The sequence below is a fragment of the Actinomyces bouchesdurhonensis genome (genome assembly GCF_963540955.1).
GTDB lineage: Bacteria > Actinomycetota > Actinomycetes > Actinomycetales > Actinomycetaceae > Pauljensenia > Pauljensenia bouchesdurhonensis.
This window is the reverse complement of sequence record NZ_CAUTSL010000037.1, coordinates 1-23,118: the sequence shown is the minus strand read 5'-3', so window position 1 is coordinate 23,118 and position 23,118 is coordinate 1. Positions and strand designations below refer to the sequence as shown.

Here is a 23,118-nt window from a genome sequence, read left to right as displayed (position 1 = left end):
GGAACCTGGCACGAAACCTACTAAACCGAAACCAACACGTTTTGGCCTATAAGCCCAACTCCAGCCCGCCGCCGACGGCAATGCCACCCCACGCGGACAGGGGGTTAAAGGACAAAACGTGGGTTAAAGGACAAAACGTGTTGGTTTTATGGCGACTTTTCGGCTTGTCGGTGCGGGAAAGTCGGTGTTTTAGTTGGTTGGGACCAACTATGAGGATGGACAAATCGTGTTGCTGACAAAGTGACTATTCGGCTTCGTCGCACGGGAAAGTCACTCTTTTAGCGAGTCGCGTGCGCCCCGTTCCTGCGAATACTGCATCACGGGCCTGTGGGGCTGCCGCGTGATCGGGTGAGAGGGTGCCACGGCCTGGCCCTTGCGCTCATGGGTGCCGCAACCTGACTCTGTTCGGGTAATGGTGGGGGTTTTGCAGCATTAGAAGCCTCGCCGCGGCGTGTCGCCGGCGTGTCGCGCCTCTAATGGTGCAATTCCCCCGTTTGCTTGCGGCAAGGTCGCGGTTCGAGGCGGTGAGGTCGCGGTTCGGGGCGGTGAGGCGCCCAAACCGCAGACCACCTCGGCGAAAAACGCCAACAATGGGGTGTCGTGGGCGAAGTGGTCTGCGTTTTGGGCAAAACTATCTCGGACATGGTGTGTTGTTCGCACGCGAACCCGCTATTGCGAGCGCTAACCAGCTCTATCGCACGTAAACCCGGGACTTGACACCTGCCCGATCAAGCGATGCGCACACTGACCTGGGACCAAGGCCGGGAAATGGCCCGCCACCAGCGCCTCACCCACGACACCGGCGTGGAGGTGTTCTTCGCTCACCCCCACAGCCCCTGGGAGAGAGGAACCAACGAAAACACCAACCGGCTCATCCGCCGCTACCTGCCCAAAGGAGCCCCCATCACCAGCCACCAACCCTACCTCGACGCCATCGCCTACGAGCCGGGCAACTGCCCCAGAGCCACCCTCGACTACCGCACCCCAACAGAAGCATTCAACGAACTTATTGCTACCACCCATTGACACCGCCCGATGTACTATATATCGACAACGTGTATACTGAAAAACTATGAATTATGGCGTTTCATACGCACGCCGGCGATTGGGGAACATCATGAGGACAGGCCGGAGAGTTCTGGCTACGGGCGCTGCGTTAGCTCTTGTCACTGCAGCTACGGTAACAATGTTTGCGCCTCGCAGCGCACAAGCCGATGCACAGCCCTTCACCCTCTCACAATACGTCTCATCGACAAGCACGACTGTGTGCAATACCGACCCGGTGATCACGACCTATCACGGTACCGTCGTGCTGGACATTCCGGTCACTACGCTTCTGGCAGGCCACGAGGCCGAAATCCGCGCTGCGGCTGCACAGGGATTCTCCCCCCATGACTCCGGCAGCAATAACAACCCCGATATCACACTGACCGTGAGCGTTCCTGAGGAAGCCAGGTTGGGGACGTCTCGCGCGAAATCTACCTCGTCACTGCTCGCCTACACCTCGTTCTCTCCCAACGATGACATCACACGGGTCACTGCGAACATCCAGCTCAAGGATCTGAGTTGGCAGCAGCTGCTCGATATCTACGATGCAGAGCAAGCTAACCCCGGCCAGCACACGATCAAGGTCCAGGTCCCCTATGCCGTTGGCACCACTGACCCCGCGGAAGCTGCTCGACTGGCCAGTGAACAGGTTACCGTTACAGGTACGTTCAACTTCTTCGCATCATCAACCACCCCCGCTCAGGTTTTTAGCTTCGACAAGAAGACCCTGACGCTGGCGGAGTCGCCTACCGACTGCTTCGCGTCCGCCCCGACCAGGACAACGCGCTGGGTTGATGAAGAGGACGGCCACGACTTGCAGCCCCCGAAGACCGGGCAGAACTTCTTCCAGCCCGCAGGAATTCCCGACTACGAACTCTCCACCTGGGAGCTCTCTTCGGACCGCTTGACCGGTATTTACAAGTACAAGAAGGTTTTCGGCACCCTTCCGGTCAACGGTGATGACCCGACAATCGGTACCGCTTTTAAGATCGGTACCGATGAGAATCCCCCAACTCAGAAGGAAGAGATCCACGCCGAGAGTAAGAACTCGCTTCTGACCACCGAGAACGTCGTTCACCTGGACGACCTTCGCGGCGGACGCATTGCGGATCTCCTCCAGAAATACGAGGAGACGCCCAACGCTTTCAACGATATTGGCCTGAAGAATACTCACTTGGGCTTCACAACGCAGATCACTCTTCCTACGCAGCTGAAGTTCTCTGACCCCTCGGCCATCTCGGTAACCGGGCTTCCCCAGGGCTTCTCAGCGAAGACCGTGGCAGTTGACGGACAGAGCGCAACCGTCACCGTTGACTTCGATAACCCCGATCAGATCACCACTATTGAAGCCCTCAAGGATGCGATGGCTGGGCTTCAGGGAGAAGCGGTGATCACCATTAAGAAGATTGCCTTCGCTGATTCCGCAACTGCCGATTCGGATTACACGATCGATCACCTCACGCAGGGAATCATCTCGGTTGATGTCGAGAAACAACTCGGCGCTATCGTCAGGCCCGGATGGCCTTCACCCGCATGCCCTCCGACTATGGGCGACGATGACACTGTCGAACCGGCCTTTCCTCGTTTTGTTGTTGGAACACTTTTCGATCCCCCGCCGCCGTCTTGTCCTCCTTCGGGCATCCTTCTGAGCGCCGAGTGGAGGGTACCCATGGTCGGCCCTTCTGCCGGATGGGATGAAGCTCCGCTCATGAAGCACCCCCTGAAGTACACGACGAGCGAGTCGCATCCCTACGTGACGCGACTGTCCTTTAAGCCTGGTCCGACGCCTACACCGACACCGACCACGGTCACGCCATCGGTTCCGCCTACTCCTGCAACGCAGCTTGCCAAGACCGGTGCTCTCACCGGCGAGGTGCTGATACTCGCTACCGTGACTGGCGCTATCGGCGCCGCAGCAATGCGGAGGAAACGCTCGTAATTCGCGTCTCATAGCCATAGGCGGGGTGCCGGTGATTCACTGGCACCCTGTCTTATGTGCATGAAAGGACAAGACATGTTGGTGTTGTAGCGACTTTTCGGCTTGCTGGTGCGGGACAATCAACATTGAAGGTGGGTGTTTCATTGTGGTGGCATGAACACTCCCAAGTGCCGTCACTCACATCCGGGGGTTGTGAGACGTTGTGGGTGTTGGACATGTGGTAGCTCGTTCATGGGCGAGGTCCGCGAGATCGTCGCGCTATCGAGGCCCGGCATGCGGCACCAGCACTCCCGCCAGAACACCCTTCGTCACGATGGCCCCCAGCAGCACCGCAAGGCCACCACCGGGCGGTCTATCCAGAAGTTTCGCATGCAATTCCCCCAGCACCGCATCGCACCACACATCCACATCGTTGGAATTGCAACGTTTGTAGAAACTGTTGAAAGTTCACCAAATCAAATTGCATGCGAAACTGCTCCGAGCAAGCGCAACCAACGCGCACGTGGGCCCTATATTGTGCGCCTGGGCGACCCTGCCATCGGGTTGACGCGGAGCGCACCGCAAGACAGCTCTTCGCTCGCGGATAGACCGTTGAGTCACCGGCGCACGTCAACTGCGCGCGATGGTGGGTACGTCGCAGACGACGAGGCCGGGGCACCTCGTGGATAACCCCGGCCTCGGCCTCACGCGATGCACCCGAGCCACGTTCGCATCGCGTCAGGCACAGACCTATGCTATCGACCGCAACTGGCCCCTGCTATCAAGCGCGGCACCTGCGCAGGGCGATCACCCCAGCGCCGATGAGGCCTAGGAGGGCCGGCGCACCAGCGGAGCCTCCCGCGACCGAACCCGTGCATGCGAGCCTCGGAGCAGGCGTCTGCTTCGCGGGCGTCGCAGGCGCAGAAGGCACAGACGTCGCAGGCGTGGGCGTCGCAGGCGTGGGCGTCGCTGGTGCGGAAGGCACAGGCGTCGAAGTCACCGAGGGAGTGGGGGCGGGGGTCGAAGGGGCGGGCGTCGAAGGTGTGGGGCTCGGCTCGGGTGTCGGATTATTCGTCACCTTGGGGATCACGATGTCGGTGTTCGCACCCACAGCGCGCGCGTCGGCGGGGTTATTGGGGTCGACTGTTCGAGCGGCAGCGTCGAAGCCTCGGATCGTCTGGCCTGGGACGATTTCGTACCCCTCGGGCAACGCCGGGAGCGCCGTCACGGCGGCTCGCGACGGGTCATTCTGATCGTTGGCGTAGGACTGTGCCGCGTGCACGGTGCCGTCAGCATCAACGAGACGAATCTTACCGAGGGGTGAGTAGAAGACCTGGCACGCAAAGTGCAAGTCAGGCTGATCCGGATCGAAGCTTATTGCGGGAGCGCTCACTTCCATCGTGTATTGGCCGGCGACGACGGGACTGGGATGCATGGGGAGCCCACCGGCCCCTTCGCGCGGAGTGTACTCCTGGTGGGGTTCGATGATGGTGCCGTTTTTATCGGCGAGGTAGCAGGTTGCGGGGCCTGCGACGTCTGCCGCGTAGGCTGACCGGGGATCGCGGTGAGGCTCAAGACAGCCGCGGCAGCGCCGACGCGCACGATCGATGGGGCATGTATGGACGTTGTCCTTTCGTGGTCAGGTTACACCCACCACCTTACCGGGTATCCACATTCCTCTCTTCTAGTTGAATGTTCGAATCGCGCCGATCCATCGCAGTGTTGCACCGAGCAGAGTCCGCCCCTTCTCCCCCACCGACAGCACCCGCGCCCGCCGACCGGCGCGTCACCTCACGCTCACTACAACAAGAACGAGGCCGGGGCACCCACGCGGGCAACCCCGGCCTCGTACATCCAGGTGAGGCGAGTTCAGTGACCCGGCCAGCTGCGAATCGTCGTCAGCGCTCCAACCGAGTATCGATCCCAGACACGTCCACCGACGCGCACGGCGGCCTCGAGGATGAGGACCGACCACACGATGCACACGACGTAGGCAACCCAGCCCGGCACCGCACCGAAGGACGCCAACACGAGGAAGACGTAGGAAGGCACCTGCAGGATTGCAGTCCCCGCGAAGCCGACGAGCTGCAGCAGCATCGTCATGAGGAAGGAGCCTGTGCCCTTCGTCGCCAGCGGAGAGACACCTGGAGGCTGAACCGGGTAGACCCAACGGGCATTCAGGACTAGGGTCGTGGCGGCCGCGCCTGAGAAGAGGACGACACCTACCGCTTGGTGGAACACGACATCAGCACGGCTCGCTCCCAAGGCAAGGTCGTGGACGAGATACCCGATCACCAGGGGCACGAAGACGATGAGGGAACCCACGAGGCGTCCCCGGCGTTCCTCACGTCCGCTCATGCCCGACGAGACAACGATCCACGCGCCCGTCGAATCGTATTGCATGAGTGCACCGACTGCCAGACCCACCGTCACTGGCACCAGGTAGAGGAAAACACCCGTGAAGAGGAGTTGGCTCCATTGGTCCTCGGGATCGACGCGCCCCATGAGGACCCCGATGATCGGAAAGATCAGAGCGAACACCATGTTCATGTTGAGGCGAGGATCAACGATCCAATAGCGCGCAGTGCGCGCCGCCAGGGAGGCGGATCGAACCCCAAGGCCGAGTCTGGTGAAGGTATCAACGCTACGCAGCTCAGTGGACCTGCTACGCGCGGGTCGCACGCTCCGCGTTTCGTCGACGAGGGAGTCATCGATGAGATGACGCCCCTCGTTGATGGCTCGCTGTGCGTCGGCACTGACCTCACCGGCGTATCCGCTCATGACGGGACGTAGGACCAAGAGCCACGCGCGCCAGCCGAGGACGGCGGTCGCTGCAACGATGAGGGAGCGCAACGCGGCTGCTCCCCAGGCCCCCTCCAGAAGGGAGGCGACGACACCGAAGGGTGCGCCGACGGGTGTCCAGAGGGCGACGTTGAGGCCGGCATGGAACAGCTCCACCGAGAAGTTATCCGACAGGAGTTTCATCCAGTAGCCCAGCGGAGTGAGGACCACGAAGAACGCCACGATGCCGACCATGGTGACCAGGTCCTTTTTACTGGAGCTATTGAGGCGCACAGCGAACCAGGTCCCGACCGCGCGCGCCCACAAGACCGCGAGGGGTAGGGTGAGGACCCCTGCGAGAAGCCACCCCAGGGCCGCGAACCACTGGGCGCGCCACAGGGCGAACCAGGCGGGCAGTATGAGAAACATGGCGGACAGGAGGCCGCCTGGTCCCACGACCGTTGATGCCGCTAGCGCAGCACCGAGGCGCTTGCTCGGCCCGACGTAGGGTGACAGGCGCACGGGATCGAGCGAGTTGTCCATCGACGCGAAGAGGATCGGGAGGATGAGCCACAGTATGAAGACGGCGGGACCGACGACGGGGAGCATCGCAGAAAGAGTCTGCGCTTCCTCAGATCGAGCGAGGAACGCGGTGCCCACGAGCGCACCCACATACATTGTCCCGAACTGGACAGTGCCAAGGACCGCAAGCACCAGCACGGCAGTCTGGCGGCGAACGGTGTTCCAGATGATGCGGAGCTTGAGGCGAATCAGTTGCCCAACCACGACAGGCCTTCCTCAGTGTGGACGCCGCCGACCAGGGAGGTGAAGCGCTCCCCCAGGTCGCCGCCCTGGGCAACCTCGTCGGTGGTTCCTGCGACGAGTACGCGCCCTTTGTCGATAATGGCGACGTGGGTGCACAGCTGCTGGACGGTCGCCATTACGTGGGAGGAGAGGATGACGGTCCCGCCGCGGCGGGTGTAGTCGGTGAGGATCGTCCGAATGTTCGCTGCGGAGACGGGGTCAACAGCCTCGAATGGTTCATCGAGGACGAGGACACGTGGGGAGTGAATGAGGGCGACCGCCATCGCGATTTTTTTCGTCATGCCGGCCGAGTACTCGCCGATCAATTTCCGACCGGCCTCACTCAGATCGAGGGCGGCGAGGAGTTCTTTGGTGCGTTCACGGGCGGTCGCGGCGTCGAGGCCGTGCAGCATGGCGACGTGGACGAGGAAGTCGGGGCCGGAGAGACGATCGAGCAGGCGCATGCCGTCGGGCATGACGCCGAGCAGGGAGCGTGCCCGCTGAGGTTGTGCCCATACGTCGACGCCGTGCACGTAGGAGGTTCCGCGGTCGGGGGTCAGCAGGCCGGTCGCCATCGTGAGGGTGGTGGTTTTCCCTGCGCCGTTCGGGCCGACGATACCGAAAAAGGAACCGGTGGGGATGTCGAGGGTGAGGTCGGCGACTGCGATCAGGTTTCCGTAGATTTTGACGAGGCCTCGGATCGCAAGGGCGATCTCTTTATCAATGACGACGGGAGGGAGCGAAGTGGTGGCGGGCTGTGAATCGGACACGAGAGACTCCTTCGAGCAGTGACGTCAACACCGATTGTACTGCGACGCCATGTTGTATATGGGATGCGTCTCAGTGAGCCGGTACAGGAACCGGAACACGCGCGTTTAACGAGCACTGATGACGACGTTGAGTCCTTGTTCGGGGTGGTAGGTCCAGGTAGCGCGGTACAAGCTCCACTGATCCTCCTGAGTACCGTCGATGGCGCGTGTAAAGGCCATGCGTTCTCGCATCGACGCAGGAGCATCGAGTTCGTCCAGGATGCAGCGAAAGACGGGCATGGCCAACCCCGGGGCACTGTCACTGGACACCTCTACGGTGAGGGAGGGGCTATCCGTTGCCAGCCGCGTATAGCTGCTGTGCGCATGACATGAGTCGACCGCTGCAGCGAGCTTATTCGCGGCACCAAAACGCAGGAAGTACACCCCTGCCGCGAGGGCGGCAACGAGAATGATAGCCACGATAAATCCGAGGAAGAACATGCCCAGCCCCCGCCGTGAGCGCTTCCTGTGGCGGGCTCGATCGCGTCGCAGGGGCGGACGCTCTGCGCCATTCTCGTCGCTGTACTCGCGAGCTTTACGTCGGCGGGCGTCTTCGACTTCGGCGGCTCGTACGTGCATCTGATCGACAGAAACGAGCCTCGGCGCGGGCGATGCGCGGCGGCTGAGAGCAACGTCAGCGCGGGAGGGCACGCCTCGGCCCTCACGCACACCGTCAGCAGTGTGAAGTTCCTCAAACGAAGAGGCTTCGGCCTCATCAAAGTGGGCATATTCCCGAACAGTGGCGTCCTCCTGGCGGGGCGCGAAACTGCGTTGTTCGGGGGTGAGCTGAACGTCGGGTGCGAAGCGGCTGACAGGCACTGCGGGGGCAGAGTTGGAGGCTGTTTGGGCTACGTGTGCGGGGACGCGAGACTCACGGGGGGCGTGCCCGGACGCACCGAGACTTGAGGTGACACCAGATTTCGGAGGAGTGGCGACAGGAAGAGTTGTCTGGGACGAGGCCTCCTTGCCTGTGGCAGGGGTGGCGCGCACCGGGGTGGGCGTGACCGCATGCGGGGCCGAGGAAGCTGGGGAGTGCAGGGGCGGGACAACAGCGATAACCGTGCGTTCGACCGCGGGGGCGATCGCAGCGACACGCGGCGCTTCCTCGGCTACCTGGGGCTTGGGAGCGGGAGTGTGTGCTCGGGGACGTCGTACAACGGGGGTGGGGGCGGTATCGACCGAGGCAGGGGCCGCGGGACCAGAGAAACGTTCGGGCAGGGAGGGACGGGCACTCAGCCGAGTAGCGACACCACCCGGATAGTCGCGTGTTTGTGCGCCTGCGCCGACACGGAATGCGTCCGGCGTTGCTGCCCCCATGAGTCCTCCATCAACAAAACACTAGTACTTGTCTAGCAAGCATAGTTGTCGATTACCCGGGAAGCAACAGGGTTAGTCAATCCCCAGCGCCTTGCGCAGACGTGCAACATGGCCGGTGGCCTTCACATTGTATTGTGCGAGCAACACGGTGCCATCGGGGGCAACGACAACCGTCGAGCGAATAATGCCCACGTAGGTGCGCCCATAGTTCTTCTTTTCCCCCCACGCACCATAGGCCTTGAGAATCTCATGATCAGGATCGCATGCCAGCGGGAATGTCAGGGACTGCTTCTCAGCAAAACGCTCGAGGGCGGCCATCGAGTCGCCAGACACTCCAATAACGGAGTAGCCGGCCCCCTGCAACGAAGACAAGGAATCACGGAAGTCACAGGCCTCCTTCGTGCACCCCGGCGTCGACGCCTTCGGGTAGAAGTACACAACGACTCCGCGCGGGGACGCAGAAAGGAGATCAGACAGGGACAGGGATCCCTGCGTGGTTGTGGCGGTAAAATGCGGGGCTCGGTGGCCGACTTCCAAAACGCTCATGATGACCAGTGTATCGAGGGGGTATATCCCACTGCGAAGGGAGTCACCGGTGCGCGAGATGGGACTCGAACCCACACGTCAAAGACACTGGAACCTAAATCCAGCGCGTCTGCCAATTCCGCCACTCGCGCGCGCACCCAAGTGTAGCCGATGGACGTTGCCTCGTCCGAACACCTGGTGCCCAAAGCCGACTGCCCCCGTGCGAAACCGCTCACGTACCGTGGGGCACCCTCGAGCACTCCCCGGCAGCGTCACCTGCAGGCGCGAAGGCAACTGGAGCCTTAGACGCACCCACATTGCGTGCCTAGTGCGCCGTCGCGTTGATCGTTCCTTCGCCGAGGACACGTGTGCCCCTGTAGACAACCATCGACTGGCCACGGGCTACGCCGCGAGCTGAGCGCGCGAGGTTGACACTCATCGTGGAGCCAGCGCGAGTCAAGGAGGCGACAGGAATGGGCGAGCCGTGTGCGCGCAGCTGCACGAAAAGGTCGGTCACGTCGGAACCCTCGTCGTCTGGGGCTAGCCAGACGACGTCGGTCGCGTCAATGCGCGAGATGGACAACAGCTCGGAAGCACCCACGACAACCTGATTGGTCTGTGGCCTCGTCTCGAGGACGTAGCGTGGGCGCCCGTCGGGGGCGGGAGCTCCGATGCCTAGGCCCTTGCGTTGGCCGACCGTGTAGTTCCAATAGCCGTCGTGATGTCCCAGGACTGTGCCGTCGGGGGACACAATCTCGCCCTGGCGCGCACCCAAGTGCGCGCGCAGGAATCCTTGCGTATCCCCGTCGGGAATAAAGCAAATGTCGTAGGAGTCCGGCTTGTTGGATACGCCCAGGCCAAGGCGCTCAGCCTCAGAACGCACCCACGCTTTGCTGGGAGCATCGCCGAGCGGCAGGATAACGCGGGTGAGTTCCTCCGGGCCCATGACTGCTAACACGTAGGACTGGTCCTTGAGGGTGTCGGCGCCGCGGTGCAGTTCGGGACCGCTCTGTCCATCCACGATGGCCGCGTAGTGACCGGTGCACACGGCGTCGAAGCCGAGTGCACGGGCGCGGGCGGCGAGCTCGCGAAACTTCACAAACTCGTTGCAGCGCACACAGGGGTTGGGTGTTCGCCCAGCCTTGTACTGCTCAACGAAGTCAGTGATGACAGTCTGCTCGAACTCGCTGGCGAGGTCCCACACGTAGAAGGGGATACCAATGATCTCGGCAGCGCGCGCTGCATCCCCGGCGTCCTCGATCGAGCAGCAGCCACGCGAGCCAATACGACATTCTTGAGGTTGGGTGGACAGGGCCATATGGACGCCGACCACGTCATGACCGGCGTGAGCGGCTTTCGCGGCAGCGACGGCGGAATCTACCCCACCGGATAGTGCGGCCAGGACTCGCATGTTCAGCGCTCCTCATTTCGTTGGTTGCGCGCATGGGAGACCCCATCGAGGGCCGCCCCAGCGCGGATCGCGACCGGTAGGGCAGCGAGGAAGGCGTCAATGTCAGCGCGTGTCGTGGCGTGTCCCAGCGACACGCGTAGAACCCCTAGGGCCGCTTCCTCACTGCGTCCCATCGCCATGACAATGTCAGAGGGGCGAGCGACCCCCGCGTGGCAGGCGGACCCCGCGGAGACCGCAATGCCGGCCATGTCGAAGGCCATGAGGACCGCCTCGGGGCGGGCGGTCGGCAACGACAGGTGGATGATCGCACTCGACGAGGCCGAGTCCCCCACCGTCGCACGCACGTCGCCGGGCAGGCGGGACAGCAGGTACTCACGCAAGTCGCGCGCGCGGGCAACGAAGGCTGCGCGCTCGGCAACCACCTCGGTGAGAGCAGCTGCGAGCGCGCAGGCTCCCGCAATGTCGGGTGTGCCCGATCGTATCGAACGCTCGTGTCCGCCGCCGGGGCGGTCGGTCGTCATGGGGATACCTCGCCGGGCGAGAAGGACGCCGATGCCTGCGGGCGCGCCGACCTTGTGTCCGCCGACGCTCATGAGGTCCAGACCGAGATTCGAGAAGGAAACGTCCAGAGTCGGGATCGCCTGGGCAGCGTCGGAATGCACGAGGCCCCCGCTGGCGTGGACGAGGGCTGCGAAGTCTGCGACTGGCTGAATCGTACCGATCTCGGAGGACACCAGTGTCATGGATCCGAGGGCGATGCGCCCATCCCATGCTCCTGGCGCATCGTCATCGGAGACAACGGGCAGGACTGACATACCGCCCGCGTCCACGGGCAGAACTTCCCAGTCGAATCCTTCGCGCGCAGCGACCTCGCGCTGGTGGGCGACTGCGTCGTGTTCGAGGCCGGAGACGACAATGAGGTCACGGCTGCTCTCACGCCCACGCATGCCGCGGGCGCCAGCCATCACGCCAAGGGCGTCGGACTCGGTAGCACCGGACGTGAAGACCACCTCGTGGATGTCACCTCCCAGGGCCACGGCCACTTGCTCGCGCGCATCGTCGAGCATGCGACGGGCCCGCCGCCCTCCAAAATGGAGGGCGGCGGGATTGCCGGGGGTGGCGGCCAGGTCACACTGGGCGCGGGTCCACGCCTCGAGGGCGCACTCGCGCAGCGGCGTCGTGGCCGCGTGGTCGAGGTAGACACTCACGCCTGGGAGCGCGCCTCCTCGATGATCGCCAGGGCGGCCGGGACAACCTCGCTCACGTCACCAACCACGCCGAAGTCCGCGATCTCGAAGATCGGGGCATCCGGGTCGTCGCACACGGCAACGATGTGGGCGGCGGACTGCATGCCCACCGTGTGGTGAATGGCGCCGGACACGCCCAGGCCAATGTAGAGGTTCGGCGTGACGGTCAGGCCGGTCTGGCCGATCTGTTCGCTACGGGGCGCCCAGCCCTCGTCGCAGGCGACGCGGGTCGCACCCACGGCTCCGCCGAGGACATCCGCGAGGGATTGAACCAGCCCAAAGTCGCCGTCCACGCCGCGGCCGCCGCACACGACGGTCGAGGCGTCGGTCAGGGACACGCCCTCCTCCTCGTCGGCCACGCTGGAGACCACCTCGACCGCGCTGGCCTCGGTGCTCAGCTCGACCGCGAGGGGCTCGGGGGTCAGGGATGCGGGTGAGGCAACCGGCGCCTCGTCGATGATTCCCGAAGCGATGCCGACGATCGGAGTCTGACCTTCGAGGACGATACCCATCGACCAGGAGCCGCCCAGAGCGGTCTTGCCGACCTGTAGGACGCCACCATCGAAGGATACGGAGGACGCTCCGGAGATGACGCCGGACTCGGTGAGGGCGGCGACGCGCCCCGCGATTTCGCGACCACGGTAGTTTGAGCACAGCAGAACCAGACCGAAAGAGTCGGTGCCCAGCGCGGCGATGACCGCGTCGGAGGCGACAACGGAGGCATGACCGGCATCGCCAAGGTCGGCGTGCAGGATGCGGGTGGCTCCCAGCTCGGCCAGCGCGGCCACGTCGGGGGCGGGCGCCACGGAGAGCGCCACCACGTCACCGGAGGTCAGGGACGCAGCCAGCGTGAGAGCCTGGCGAGCCAGGGAAGTCAGGTGCGCCCCGGACTGGTCTGCCAGGACGAGGATCGGGGAATGCATGTGCTGCGTCATATCACTTCACCACCGAAAGAATGTAGTCGGCCAGCGCGCGCCCGCCCTCGCCGGCGTCCTGAATGATCGTGCCGGAACCGTCGCGCACGTTCTCCTCGCTGAAAGTCACGGAGGTCAGCGCACGGCGCAGCACCAGGTCCTGCCCGCCGGGAACCTCGACGAGGTCGTCAATACCCCACTGGTCCAGGGGCTTCTTGCGGGCGGCCTTCATCGCAGCGAAGGCCGGGTAACGAGGCTCGTTGATCTGGTCGGTCACGGAGACGACGGCGGGCAGTGCGGCGCGCAGCGTCTCGGTGAAGCCGTCGACGGAGCGCTCGATCGTCACGGCGCCATCTTCGACGCTCATCGAGCGGGCAAGGCCCAGCAGCGGCATGTGGGCTTTGGCGGCCAAAGCGCCGGGTAGCATGGAGGTCATTGCGTCCAGCGAGGCCATGCCGGTGACGACCAGGTCGACGGGACCGCACTCGTGCGCGATCTTCGCGATTGCGACGGAGAGCACGGAGGCCGTCGTGATGACGTCGGAGCCCTCGAGGAACTCGTCGGAGACTAAGAAGGCGCGGTCCGCGCCCATCTGCAGGGCGCGCATGAGCGCGTCCTCTGCGTCCTCGGGACCCATCGTCAAGGCGATGACCTCGCCCTCGCGGTCGGCGTTTTCCTCGGCTTCTTTCAGCTGGACGGCTGCCTCGATGGCGTTCTCGTCCAGCTCGTTGAGCACATCGTCCTCACCGCGCACTAAGCGACCGTCCTCAAAACGGCGTTCGGACTGCATGTCGGGGACATGCTTCACACACACGACAATTCTCATGGCTTCTAGCGTGCCACATTCCCGGCCCCTCGCCCATATGAGGGTGCCCTCACCGCCACACGCCACAATCAAGCATCCTTACCCGACGCAGGACTTCATTGCTTGCAGGTGCGCCTCATCATAGGTCTTTCTTCCCACCAATCCGACCGCTCTGTTCATGGTCCCGTATGATGGGGGTGGCTACGTCCACGAGGCAATGACTCCATCAGTCGTTCACCAGGAAGAGGCACAACATCTATGTCCGAGCGATCCGGCTCGTCCCACGTGCTCATTCGGCGCGTCACCGAACCTAACCCGCTGCCCACTCGCCTGGGGGTTTTCCCGTCGGGCGACGGTCTCGATGTCGCGGTGATCGCACGCGGCGCCTCCGGCGTGGACATGTGTATTTTTGACGAGGCCGGAGCTGAGACTCGCTTTTCCCTGCTGGGGCCGAAGACGGGCGTGTGGCATGGCCACATCTCCGGCTATGGGACGGGCACACGTTATGGTTTCCGCGCGCACGGGACGTGGGATCCGGACGGAGGCAAGTTCTTCAACTCGCACAAGCTTCTCCTCGATCCCTATGGGCGCGGCCTCGAGGGGGCCGTGGACATGAAGTCCGCCGTCTACGCACACAGCGTGGACGAGGACCTCTATCCGTCCGAGTATCCGATGCGCCGTTCCCCCATCGACTCGGCGCCATACATGCCGCGCTCGGTTGTGGTTGAGTCCTCATTCCCGATCCTTCCCAAGCCGCGCACCCCGTGGGAGACGACGGTCATCTACGAACTCCACGTCAAAGGCTTCACCAAGGACATGCCCGGCGTGCCCGAACCTCTGCGTGGCACCTACGCGGGCCTGGCACACCCGGCCGCCGTGTCCTATCTGAGGGACCTGGGTATCACTGCCGTCGAGCTGCTGCCCGTTCACGCCAAGTGTGATGAACCATTCCTCACCGAACGCGGCCTGACGAACTACTGGGGCTACTCCACGCTCTCCTTCTTCGCCCCCGAACCCTCCTACGCGACCGCCGCCTCTCAGCAGGCCGGCGCACAGGCCGTCGTCGACGAGTTCCGCGGCATGGTGTCTCTCCTGCACAAGGCCGGTATTGAGGTCATCCTCGACGTCGTCTACAACCACACGTGCGAGGGCGGTGACGCGGGTCCATCTCTGTCGTGGCGGGGCCTGGACTCCGACATGTATTACCGCCACACCAGCTCGCGCCCCGTCCAGACCATCGACGTAACCGGAACCGGTAACACGATGAACATGGATCACCCCAAGACCATCCAGATGGTTATGGACTCACTGCGCTACTGGGCGCGCGACATGGGCGTTGATGGCTTCCGTTTTGACCTGGCGGCCGCTCTCGGTCGTTTCTCGACCGGCTTTTCCCCGATGCACCCGCTCCTCATCGCGATGGCCACGGACGACATTTTGGCCCACGCGAAGCTCATCGCCGAACCTTGGGACGTGGGCCCGGGCGGCTGGCAGACCGGCAACTTCCCGGTCCCTTTCTCGGAGTGGAATGACCACTACCGTGGTGCCCTGCGTAACTTCTGGCTGGCGGATGTGGGCGCCCAGGCCTCGGGCCACGTCGTGTTCGGCCCCAACGACCTGGCGACCCGCTTGTCCGGATCCCAGGACGTCTTTGATCATGGGCTGGGTCGGCTGCGCGGGCCGCGCGCCTCCATTAACTTCGTGACCGCGCACGATGGCTTCACCCTGGCGGACATGACCGCCCACGAACACAAGCGCAACTGGTACAATCTCGAGAACAACCGCGACGGCTCAGACGATAACCGCTCGTGGAACCACGGCTTCGAGGGACCACTGGCCTCCGGCGCAACCCACCTGGACGCTGCGGCTCCCTACCCTATTTTTTCCCGAATGTCTGTACCCAAGCTGCGTGCACGGTCGCAGCGCAACATCTTGGCCACCATGCTCGTCTCTTCGGGCACGCCGATGATCACGGGTGGCGACGAGTTCGGACGCACCCAGGACGGCAACAACAACGCGTACTGCCAAGACAGTCCGACCTCGTGGGTTGACTGGGATCTGGCAGAAGGCCAACAGGCGCAAATCGATGCTGTTTCATGGCTGATCGCCCTGCGTAAGGCACACCCGGTGCTGCGGCCCGATCGCTTCGCGACCGGTCGGCCCTACGGCGGCGATTCGGTGCCTGACCTGTCCTGGTATACCGCCGAGGGCACGCCGATGCCGGACTACGGATGGACGGACTCGCGCCACCGTACTTTCCAGATGCTGCGTTCCGGCGTGACATGGGGCGACCGAGACGCCCTCATCATTATCAACGCGAACCTCAACGACGCACAGGTAACGTTGCCCGGCGGCCACGACCTCGACTGGCTGATCGCCTACTCCACGGTGTGGGAAACGCCCGCCAACGGAGGCATCGGCTCTTCGCTAGACCCCGCCGAGCTTTCCCTCGAGGTCGAGCACGTCACCCCGCGTTCGACACTCACAATCGAAGCACTGTCCGTGACTATTCTGCTGTCCGACATCGCCTTCCAGCCCGAAAACTAACGCGCCGCCATTTTTGTTTATTTCTATACACTCGTTAGGATCAATATATGACTCTCAGTGAAGATGCCCTGGAAACCGCAACCTCCGATGCCTCGCTGGCCCGCTCGAAGGCCCGAAGCGCCGAGATCGACCTGGCAATCGACGAAGATCCTTCGCGTTTCCGCATCCTCACCGGAGACCGCCCCACGGGTCACCTGCATTTAGGCCACTACTTCGGCACCCTTCGTAACCGCGTGCTGTTGCAGAACCGCGGCGTGGAAACCTGGGTGCTGGTCGCCGACTACCAGGTGATCACCGACCGCGACGGCGTGGGCCCGATACGCGAGCGCGTCCTCGGCCTCGTTGCCGACTACCTGGCCGCGGGTATCGACCCGCAGCGCTCCACGATCTTCAACCACTCGGCGGTCCCGGCCCTCAACCAGCTGATGCTCCCGTTCCTCTCCCTGGTCACGGAGTCGGAGCTGCACCGCAACCCGACGGTGAAGGCCGAGCTGGAGGCCACCGAGGGCCGCGCAATGACGGGCCTCATGCTGACCTACCCGGTCCACCAGGCCGCCGACATCCTCTTCTGCAAGGCGAACATCGTGCCCGTGGGTCAGGACCAGCTCCCCCACCTCGAGCAGGCACGCCTGATCGCCCAGCGCTTCGACAAGCGCTACGGCCGCGCGACCCCCGAGCGTCCCGTGTTCCCCCGCCCCGAGGCCCTCCTGTCCGAAGTCCCGTTGCTGCTGGGCACGGACGGACAGAAGATGTCGAAGTCGCGCGGTAACACGATCGAGCTGCGCATGAGCGCCGACGAAACCGCGACAATCCTGAAGAAGGCGAAGACGGACGCGCAGCGTCGCATCACCTTCGATCCGGTCGACCGACCCGAGGTTTCCAACCTACTGATGCTGGCCTCGCTGGCCACGGGCGACGCCCCCGAGGTCATCGCGGAGCGCATTGGCGACGCCGGCGCGGGCACCTTGAAGGCGCTCGTGACTGAGTCACTCAACGAGATGCTCGCGCCCCTGCGGTCTCGCCGCGCCGAGCTGATCGCCAACGAAGACTATCTGCTGAGTATCCTGCACGCCGGCAATGAACGTGCCAACGAGCAGGCGGATCAGACTCTGTCCGAGGTCCGTACAGCGATGCAGATGAACTATTAATCCCTCACACAACCCCTTTGGAGGCCATCATGGCATACAACCAGCTCCCCGAGCGTCCCGACGAATCCGTTGGCTCGTGGATGATCACGCTGCTCATCACCCCTATTCCGCTGGTCGGTTTCATTTACATACTCGTGTTGGCGTTCGGCTCCGCCGCAGCCCCGTCAAAGCGGAACTTCGCGCGCGCCCTTTTAGCCTGGGAGATCATCGGCCTGGTCGCGACGATCCTGTTGTACGTCGTCTTCGGCGTTGCAATCTTCTCCGGAATCAATAGCGGACACTGATTCCGCGTCGCAGGTCGACAGGCGGGGGTGGCACCCGAGTAACTCGGATGCCACCCCCGCAGTTTGCTCCCGGCGTTGAATCTTCGCCCTCCCCCTGCCAGACATAGGAGATCGGTCACATTCCGTGGTGTGATCTTCGCCTATCAGCTGGTCGGTCCATACGTTAGGGTGGGGTATGTGAGCGAGAAACTGTTGCCCCGTATCCCGATCATCGAAGTGTTCCCCGTCATCGAAGACGGAACGCTTCCCGCTAAGGCGACCGAAGGCGAGCCTTTCCCCATCCGTGCAACCGTGTTCCGCGAAGGACACGACGCATTCGCCGCCGAAGCCGTCCTGCTGCGCCCGGACGGAGGTGAATACTCCCGTACCCGCATGGTCGACATCGCGCCCGGCCTGGACCGCTACGAAGCCTGGGTGGCCCCCGACGCTCCCGGCGCATGGACCTTCCGCGTGGATTCCTGGTCGGATCCCTACGCCACGTGGCGCCACGACGCAGCAGTCAAGGTCGGAGCCGGAATCGACGTGGAACTGATGCTGGAGGAGGGCGCACGTCTCATGGAGCGCGCGGCAGCAGGCTCAGCCTTCCACAACCCGACCCAAGAACAGCCCCCGGCCTCGGACATCGAAGCGCTCTTCGACGCCGCACGACGCCTGCGCGACACCAACCACTCCCCCCAGCAGCGCCTATCAGCCGGCATTTCCTCGCGTATCCGCCTGGTCTTCCGCGACCACCCGCTGCGCGACCTCCTCGACTCCTCGCGCTCCTACCCGCTCGACGTCGCCCGCACCAAGGCGCTGGCCGGCGCGTGGTACGAAATCTTCCCACGCTCTGCAGGCGCCTACCAGAACCCCGACGGCACCTGGGTCTCGGGCACCCTTGAGCGCGCTGCCGAAGACCTGCCTCGCATCGCCGGTATGGGCTTCGACGTCGTCTATCTGACGCCCATCCACCCGATCGGCACCACCTTCCGCAAAGGCAAGAACAACTCGCTGACCGCGACACCCGGCGACCCCGGATCCCCCTACGGCATCGGCTCACCCGAAGGCGGCCACGACGCCATCCACCCAGATCTGGGTACCTTCGATGACTTCGACCGCTTCGTGGATCGCGCACGAAGCCTCGGCATGGAGGTTGCCCTCGATCTGGCCCTCCAGTGCTCCCCAAACCACCCATGGGTCACCGAACATCCCGAATGGTTTACGACGCGCGCCGACGGCACGATCGCGTACGCTGAGAACCCGCCAAAGAAGTACCAGGACATCTACCCACTGAACTTCGATAACGACCCAGAGGGCATCTACCAAGCCGTACGCGACGTCATCGAGCTGTGGATCAAGCACGGCGTGACGATCTTCCGCGTCGACAACCCCCACACGAAACCGATTCCCTTCTGGGAACGCCTCCTCGCCGACATCAAAGCCCAGTACCCGGGCACGCTCTTCCTCGCCGAGGCCTTCACGCGCCCCGCCATGATGCGCACACTAGGCGCGATCGGCTTCGACCAGTCCTACACCTACTTCGCGTGGAGGACATACAAGCAGGAAATCGAAGAATACCTGCTCCAGATCTCCCAAGAGACCGCACACCTCATGCGTCCCGCCTTCTGGCCGACCACGCACGACATCCTCACCCCACAGATGTGGGACGGCGGTACCGCGATCTTCGCGATCCGCGCGATGCTCGCCGCGCTCGGCGCCCCCACGTGGGGCATCTACTCGGGCTACGAGTTCGTCGAAAACGAGCCTCGCGGTTCCTTCCAGGAACCCAACAATAACGAGAAGTACGAGTACCGCCCCCGCCACTGGGCAGACGCCGATGATATTGGAATCTCGCGTCTGTTCACACTGCTCAATGCCGCACGCGCCAAGCACCCCGCGCTACGTCAGCTGCACCAGATCCGCATCCATCCCACGTCCTCGGATCGCCTCATCGCGTTCTCGCGCCAGATGCCCGGAAAGTTCACCGAAGACGGCAACACCGACACCGTCATCTGCGTGATCTCACTGGACCCGCACCAGGGAGTCGATGCCTCCGTCGAACTGGACCTGGCGGGCATGGGCCTAGCGACGCCCGGCGGCAACATCACGGTCGTCGACGAACTCGACGGGCACTCCTACGTGTGGGGATCATCCAACTGGGTGGAGCTGTCCCCCGTGACGCGTCTCGGTCACGTCTTCAAAGTTGAACCCGCCCATTCCTCACCCTGGTCACAGGCATAACAACACAGTTCCGCCCGGCGCTTCGAAGCGCCGGGCGGGACCAGCCCACACAATCAACCCCCCTCAATGAGACCCGGCTCCCAATTTTGCCGGTCAAACGATAGACTACAAACACGACAGTGAACTCAGCAGTTCACACCATCTGGAGTAAGGACAATCCATGAGCTGCGAACTAACGCCGATCCCGGTCAATGACGACATTCTCGACGCCGTTGCCTCAGGCTCCTACTACTCGCCGCATTCTGTGCTCGGCGCCCACTTGAGCGACACAGGTGTCACCATTCGCACCGTCGCACGCCTAGCCGACGCGGTTGAGATCGTCACCCCGACAGGCACCTACGCGGCCACCCACGAGCGCGGCGGTGTCTGGGTAGTGGCTGTTCCTGGAGAGAACATTCCGCCCTATCGTGTGTCCGTCACCTACGGCGACGACACGACCCTACGCGACGATCCCTACCGCTTCCTGCCCACCCTGGGTGAGATGGACACATACCTCATCTCCGAGGGCCGCCACGAGAACCTCTGGAAGGTCCTCGGCGCCCACGTCAAGACATACACGGATGAGATGGGCGAGACCACGGGCACCGCTTTCGCCGTGTGGGCCCCCAACGCGCGCGCAGTGCGCGTCGTCGGTGAATTCAACTTCTGGGACGGTGGAGCCACGTCCATGCGTTCACTGGGTTCCTCCGGCATCTGGGAGATCTTCGTCCCCGGCGTCGGCGTCGGCGCACGCTATAAGTTCGAAATCCAAGGCCCCGGCGGCAACTGGTTCCAGAAGGCCGACCCGCTGGCCCGCGCCACCGAGATTCCGCCGGCCACCGCCTCGGTCGTCACTGACTACTTCCATGAATGGACCGACGACGAGTGGATGTCCACGCGCAAGGACCGCAACCCCCACGCCGGCCCCATGTCCATCTACGAGGTCCACGCGGGTTCGTGGCGTCAGGGCCTGGGCTACCGCGAGCTGGCCGACGAGCTTGTCCCCTACGTCAAGCAGATGGGCTTCACGCACGTGGAGTTCATGCCTTTGGCTGAGCACCCCTTCGGCGGCTCCTGGGGCTATCAGGTGACCTCCTACTTCGCCCCGACCTCGCGCTACGGTACGCCGGATGACTTCCGCTACCTGGTGGACGCATTCCACCGCGCCGGTATCGGCGTCATCCTGGACTGGGTCCCAGCCCACTTCCCGAAGGATGATTTCGCGCTCGCGCGTTTCGATGGAACACCCCTGTACGAGGATCCGGATCCCCTGCGCGGCGAGCACCCTGACTGGGGCACTTACGTCTTTAACTTTGGTCGTCGCGAAGTGCGTAACTTCCTGGTCGCCAACGCCCTGTACTGGCTGGAGGACTTCCACGTCGATGGCCTGCGCGTCGACGCCGTTGCTTCGATGCTGTACTTGGATTACTCGCGCAAGGACGGCCAGTGGCGTCCCAATCAGTACGGTGGACGCGAGAACCTGGAGGCCATCGACTTCATCCAGGAAGCGAACGCGACCGCGTACCGTCGTCACCCCGGCATCGTCATGATCGCTGAGGAATCCACGGCATGGCCGGGAGTGACCGCCCCCACCTCCGGTGGCGGCCTCGGCTACGGCATGAAGTGGAACATGGGCTGGATGAATGACACGCTGCGCTACCTGAGCGAGGATCCGGTCAACCGACGCTGGCACCATGGAGAACTCACCTTCTCGCTGGTGTACGCGTTCTCCGAGAACTACGTGCTACCCCTCTCGCACGACGAGGTCGTGCATGGTAAGGGATCGCTCATTTCGAAGATGCCCGGCGACAAGTGGCAGCGCCTGGCGGGTCTGCGTTCCCTCTACGCGTACCAGTGGAGTCACCCGGGTAAGCAGCTCCTCTTCATGGGCCAGGAGATCGGTCAGGAGCAGGAGTGGAATGAATCCTACTCTCTTGACTGGTGGCTGCTGGACCAGGAGGGCCACGCCGGTGTCGCAGCGCTGGTCGAGCGTCTCAACGCGATCTACACGGACAGCCCCGCCATGTGGGACGACGACTACACGGGCTTCGAGTGGATCGACGCCTCCGACGGCGATCACAACCTGATCTCCTACCTGCGTAAGGGGACGAATACGGATGGTGACCGCGAGGTCGTTGTCTGCGTGTCCAACTTCGCGGGCAACCCGCACGAAGGCTACCGCGTTGGTCTGCCGTTTGGCGGCGAGTGGGTCGAGATCCTCAATACGGATGCCGAGGAGTTCGGTGGCTCCGGCGTGGTAAATGTTGGCCCGATCATCGCCGAGGACACCCCGTGGAACGGTCGCCCGGTCTCCGCGCAGCTGCGCGTGCCGCCGCTGGGTGCCGTCTGGCTGGTACCCGCCTCGCAGGTGCGCTGACGCCATAGAGTGATACGACGAGGCCGGGGTAGGGATTCCTGCCCCGGCCTGTCTCGTCGCCTATTCGTTGTGTACGTGTAGGGTTGAGTGCGCGGCGGTGTGTGCGGGCACCGGTCAGAAGCCAGCCCTCCCCCGGTCTATTTGCCCCTGTAGTTTGATGAGTTCGCTCCTGACTTCCGGGTCAGGCTCACGATCGATCTTCTTCGTCAGTTCGTTGTGCGTGGAATGCCACCCGTACCAAACGGCGACCACCACGAAGACGATCGCAATAATGAACCACTTCACCGGTTTCACCCCCTCGAGCCATAGCCCAACCAAGTGAGACGTTGCGCAACCTGATAATCCTCATGAGTGGGATCCCAGATGTTCAAGCATACCCACAGACTGGGGTACCAGTCGACGCGGTTTCCAGTATTCAAGTAGTATGCCCGTTCTTTAGGGTTAAAGGACAAGACGTGTTGGTTGTGTGGTGACGTTTCGGCTTGTTAGTGCGGAAAAGTTAGTATTGGAGGTGGCGGGTGCCAACATGGAGGATGGACACAGCGTGTTGGTTGTGTGGTGACGTTTCGGCTTGATGATGCAGAAAAGTCGGGGTTGGAGGTGGTGGGTGCCAACATGGAGGATGGGCAAAGCGTGTCGGTTTTGTGGTGGCTTTTCGGCTTGTTAGTGCGGGAAAATCAACATTGAAGTTGTTTGTTTTATTGTGAGTCTGTGCGTGGTCCCTTGATCTGTCTCGGTGGAGCTTGGGCAGGTTGTTTGCGTCGGCGGTATCCACCGTGCCAGGCCGCTGTGCCAGGTGGGGTTGTGCGCTACACGAGGACCCGTGCGTGACTTGCCAGCCGATGACATCGCCACCAAACGGGGGGAATTGCACCATTAGAGGCGCGACACGCCGGCGACACGCCGAAGGGAGGCTCCTAATGCTGCAAAAGAGCCTGTCAATTTTTCTGTGTATGGGGGTTAGAGGTAGGGGGTGATTCGGTCG

General features: G+C 63.2%; 16 protein-coding genes, 1 tRNA gene and 1 pseudogene. 7 read left to right on the top strand and 11 right to left on the bottom strand.

Translation table 11 applies throughout. From position 1 onward, the window contains the following. Positions 1–720: 720 nt before the first annotated feature. A pseudogene (locus RYL44_RS07130) lies at positions 721–1,026 on the top strand (IS30 family transposase); the annotation flags it as partial. A gap of 256 nt (positions 1,027–1,282) precedes the next feature. Continuing rightward, a complete protein-coding gene (locus RYL44_RS07125) occupies positions 1,283–2,986 on the top strand; it encodes a cell wall protein (RefSeq protein ID WP_314975529.1) in 1,704 nt (567 codons plus the stop codon). 760 nt (positions 2,987–3,746) lie between these two features. On the opposite strand, the gene RYL44_RS07120 is transcribed toward RYL44_RS07125, so the two are convergent. The 10 genes from RYL44_RS07120 to RYL44_RS07075 form a co-directional block, all read right to left on the bottom strand. Then, positions 3,747–4,400 carry a hypothetical protein gene (locus RYL44_RS07120; RefSeq protein ID WP_314975528.1) on the bottom strand — a complete coding sequence of 218 codons (654 nt, stop codon included), beginning with the start codon at positions 4,398–4,400 and terminating at the stop codon, positions 3,747–3,749. A 434-nt stretch (positions 4,401–4,834) separates the two neighbouring features. Beyond that, entirely contained in the window at positions 4,835–6,532 is a 1,698-nt protein-coding gene (locus RYL44_RS07115) for a hypothetical protein (RefSeq protein ID WP_314975527.1), read from the bottom strand. After that, a complete protein-coding gene (locus tag RYL44_RS07110) occupies positions 6,517–7,320 on the bottom strand; it encodes an ABC transporter ATP-binding protein (protein WP_314975526.1) in 804 nt (267 codons plus the stop codon). The genes RYL44_RS07115 and RYL44_RS07110 overlap by 16 nt, the downstream gene beginning before the upstream one ends. A 105-nt stretch (positions 7,321–7,425) precedes the next feature. Further along, positions 7,426–8,676 carry a hypothetical protein gene (locus RYL44_RS07105; RefSeq protein ID WP_314975525.1) on the bottom strand — a complete coding sequence of 417 codons (1,251 nt, stop codon included), beginning with the start codon at positions 8,674–8,676 and terminating at the stop codon, positions 7,426–7,428. 72 nt (positions 8,677–8,748) lie between these two features. Further along, on the bottom strand, positions 8,749–9,222 hold the full coding sequence (locus RYL44_RS07100) for a peroxiredoxin (protein ID WP_073983535.1): 474 nt from the start codon (positions 9,220–9,222) through the stop codon (positions 8,749–8,751). Positions 9,223–9,272: 50 nt separating this feature from the next. Continuing rightward, positions 9,273–9,353 (bottom strand) — tRNA-Leu (locus RYL44_RS07095). Positions 9,354–9,526: 173 nt separating this feature from the next. Beyond that, positions 9,527–10,612 (bottom strand): tRNA 2-thiouridine(34) synthase MnmA, encoded by a 1,086-nt coding sequence (gene mnmA, locus RYL44_RS07090; protein WP_314770583.1) that lies wholly within the window; start codon positions 10,610–10,612, stop codon positions 9,527–9,529. A 2-nt stretch (positions 10,613–10,614) separates the two neighbouring features. Further along, positions 10,615–11,820: a cysteine desulfurase family protein gene (locus RYL44_RS07085; protein WP_314975524.1), complete on the bottom strand. Its 1,206-nt coding sequence runs from the start codon at positions 11,818–11,820 to the stop codon at positions 10,615–10,617. Further along, entirely contained in the window at positions 11,817–12,794 is a 978-nt protein-coding gene (locus RYL44_RS07080) for an electron transfer flavoprotein subunit alpha/FixB family protein (protein ID WP_314975523.1), read from the bottom strand. The genes RYL44_RS07085 and RYL44_RS07080 overlap by 4 nt, the downstream gene beginning before the upstream one ends. A gap of 1 nt (position 12,795) precedes the next feature. Next, complete coding sequence (locus RYL44_RS07075) at positions 12,796–13,599, bottom strand: electron transfer flavoprotein subunit beta/FixA family protein (protein WP_073983131.1); 804 nt, start codon at positions 13,597–13,599, stop codon at positions 12,796–12,798. Positions 13,600–13,836: 237 nt separating this feature from the next. Here RYL44_RS07075 and glgX point away from each other — a divergent pair, with 237 nt between their 5' ends. The 5 genes from glgX to glgB all read left to right on the top strand — a co-directional run bounded on the left by glgX (position 13,837) and on the right by glgB (position 22,133). Then, a complete protein-coding gene (gene glgX / locus RYL44_RS07070) occupies positions 13,837–16,125 on the top strand; it encodes a glycogen debranching protein GlgX (protein ID WP_314975522.1) in 2,289 nt (762 codons plus the stop codon). Between the two features lie 47 nt (positions 16,126–16,172). Beyond that, positions 16,173–17,273, top strand: a complete 1,101-nt coding sequence (gene trpS / locus RYL44_RS07065; protein ID WP_314975521.1) for a tryptophan--tRNA ligase — start codon at positions 16,173–16,175, stop codon at positions 17,271–17,273. 29 nt (positions 17,274–17,302) lie between these two features. After that, positions 17,303–17,557 carry a hypothetical protein gene (locus RYL44_RS07060; protein WP_276741060.1) on the top strand — a complete coding sequence of 85 codons (255 nt, stop codon included), beginning with the start codon at positions 17,303–17,305 and terminating at the stop codon, positions 17,555–17,557. Between the two features lie 177 nt (positions 17,558–17,734). After that, positions 17,735–19,777: a maltotransferase domain-containing protein gene (locus RYL44_RS07055; RefSeq protein WP_314975520.1), complete on the top strand. Its 2,043-nt coding sequence runs from the start codon at positions 17,735–17,737 to the stop codon at positions 19,775–19,777. Between the two features lie 160 nt (positions 19,778–19,937). Further along, positions 19,938–22,133: a 1,4-alpha-glucan branching protein GlgB gene (gene glgB / locus RYL44_RS07050; RefSeq protein WP_314975519.1), complete on the top strand. Its 2,196-nt coding sequence runs from the start codon at positions 19,938–19,940 to the stop codon at positions 22,131–22,133. Between the two features lie 114 nt (positions 22,134–22,247). Here glgB and RYL44_RS07045 read toward each other — a convergent pair whose 3' ends face one another. Beyond that, positions 22,248–22,418 (bottom strand): cation transporter, encoded by a 171-nt coding sequence (locus RYL44_RS07045; RefSeq protein WP_073983533.1) that lies wholly within the window; start codon positions 22,416–22,418, stop codon positions 22,248–22,250. Positions 22,419–23,118: the final 700 nt, after the last annotated feature.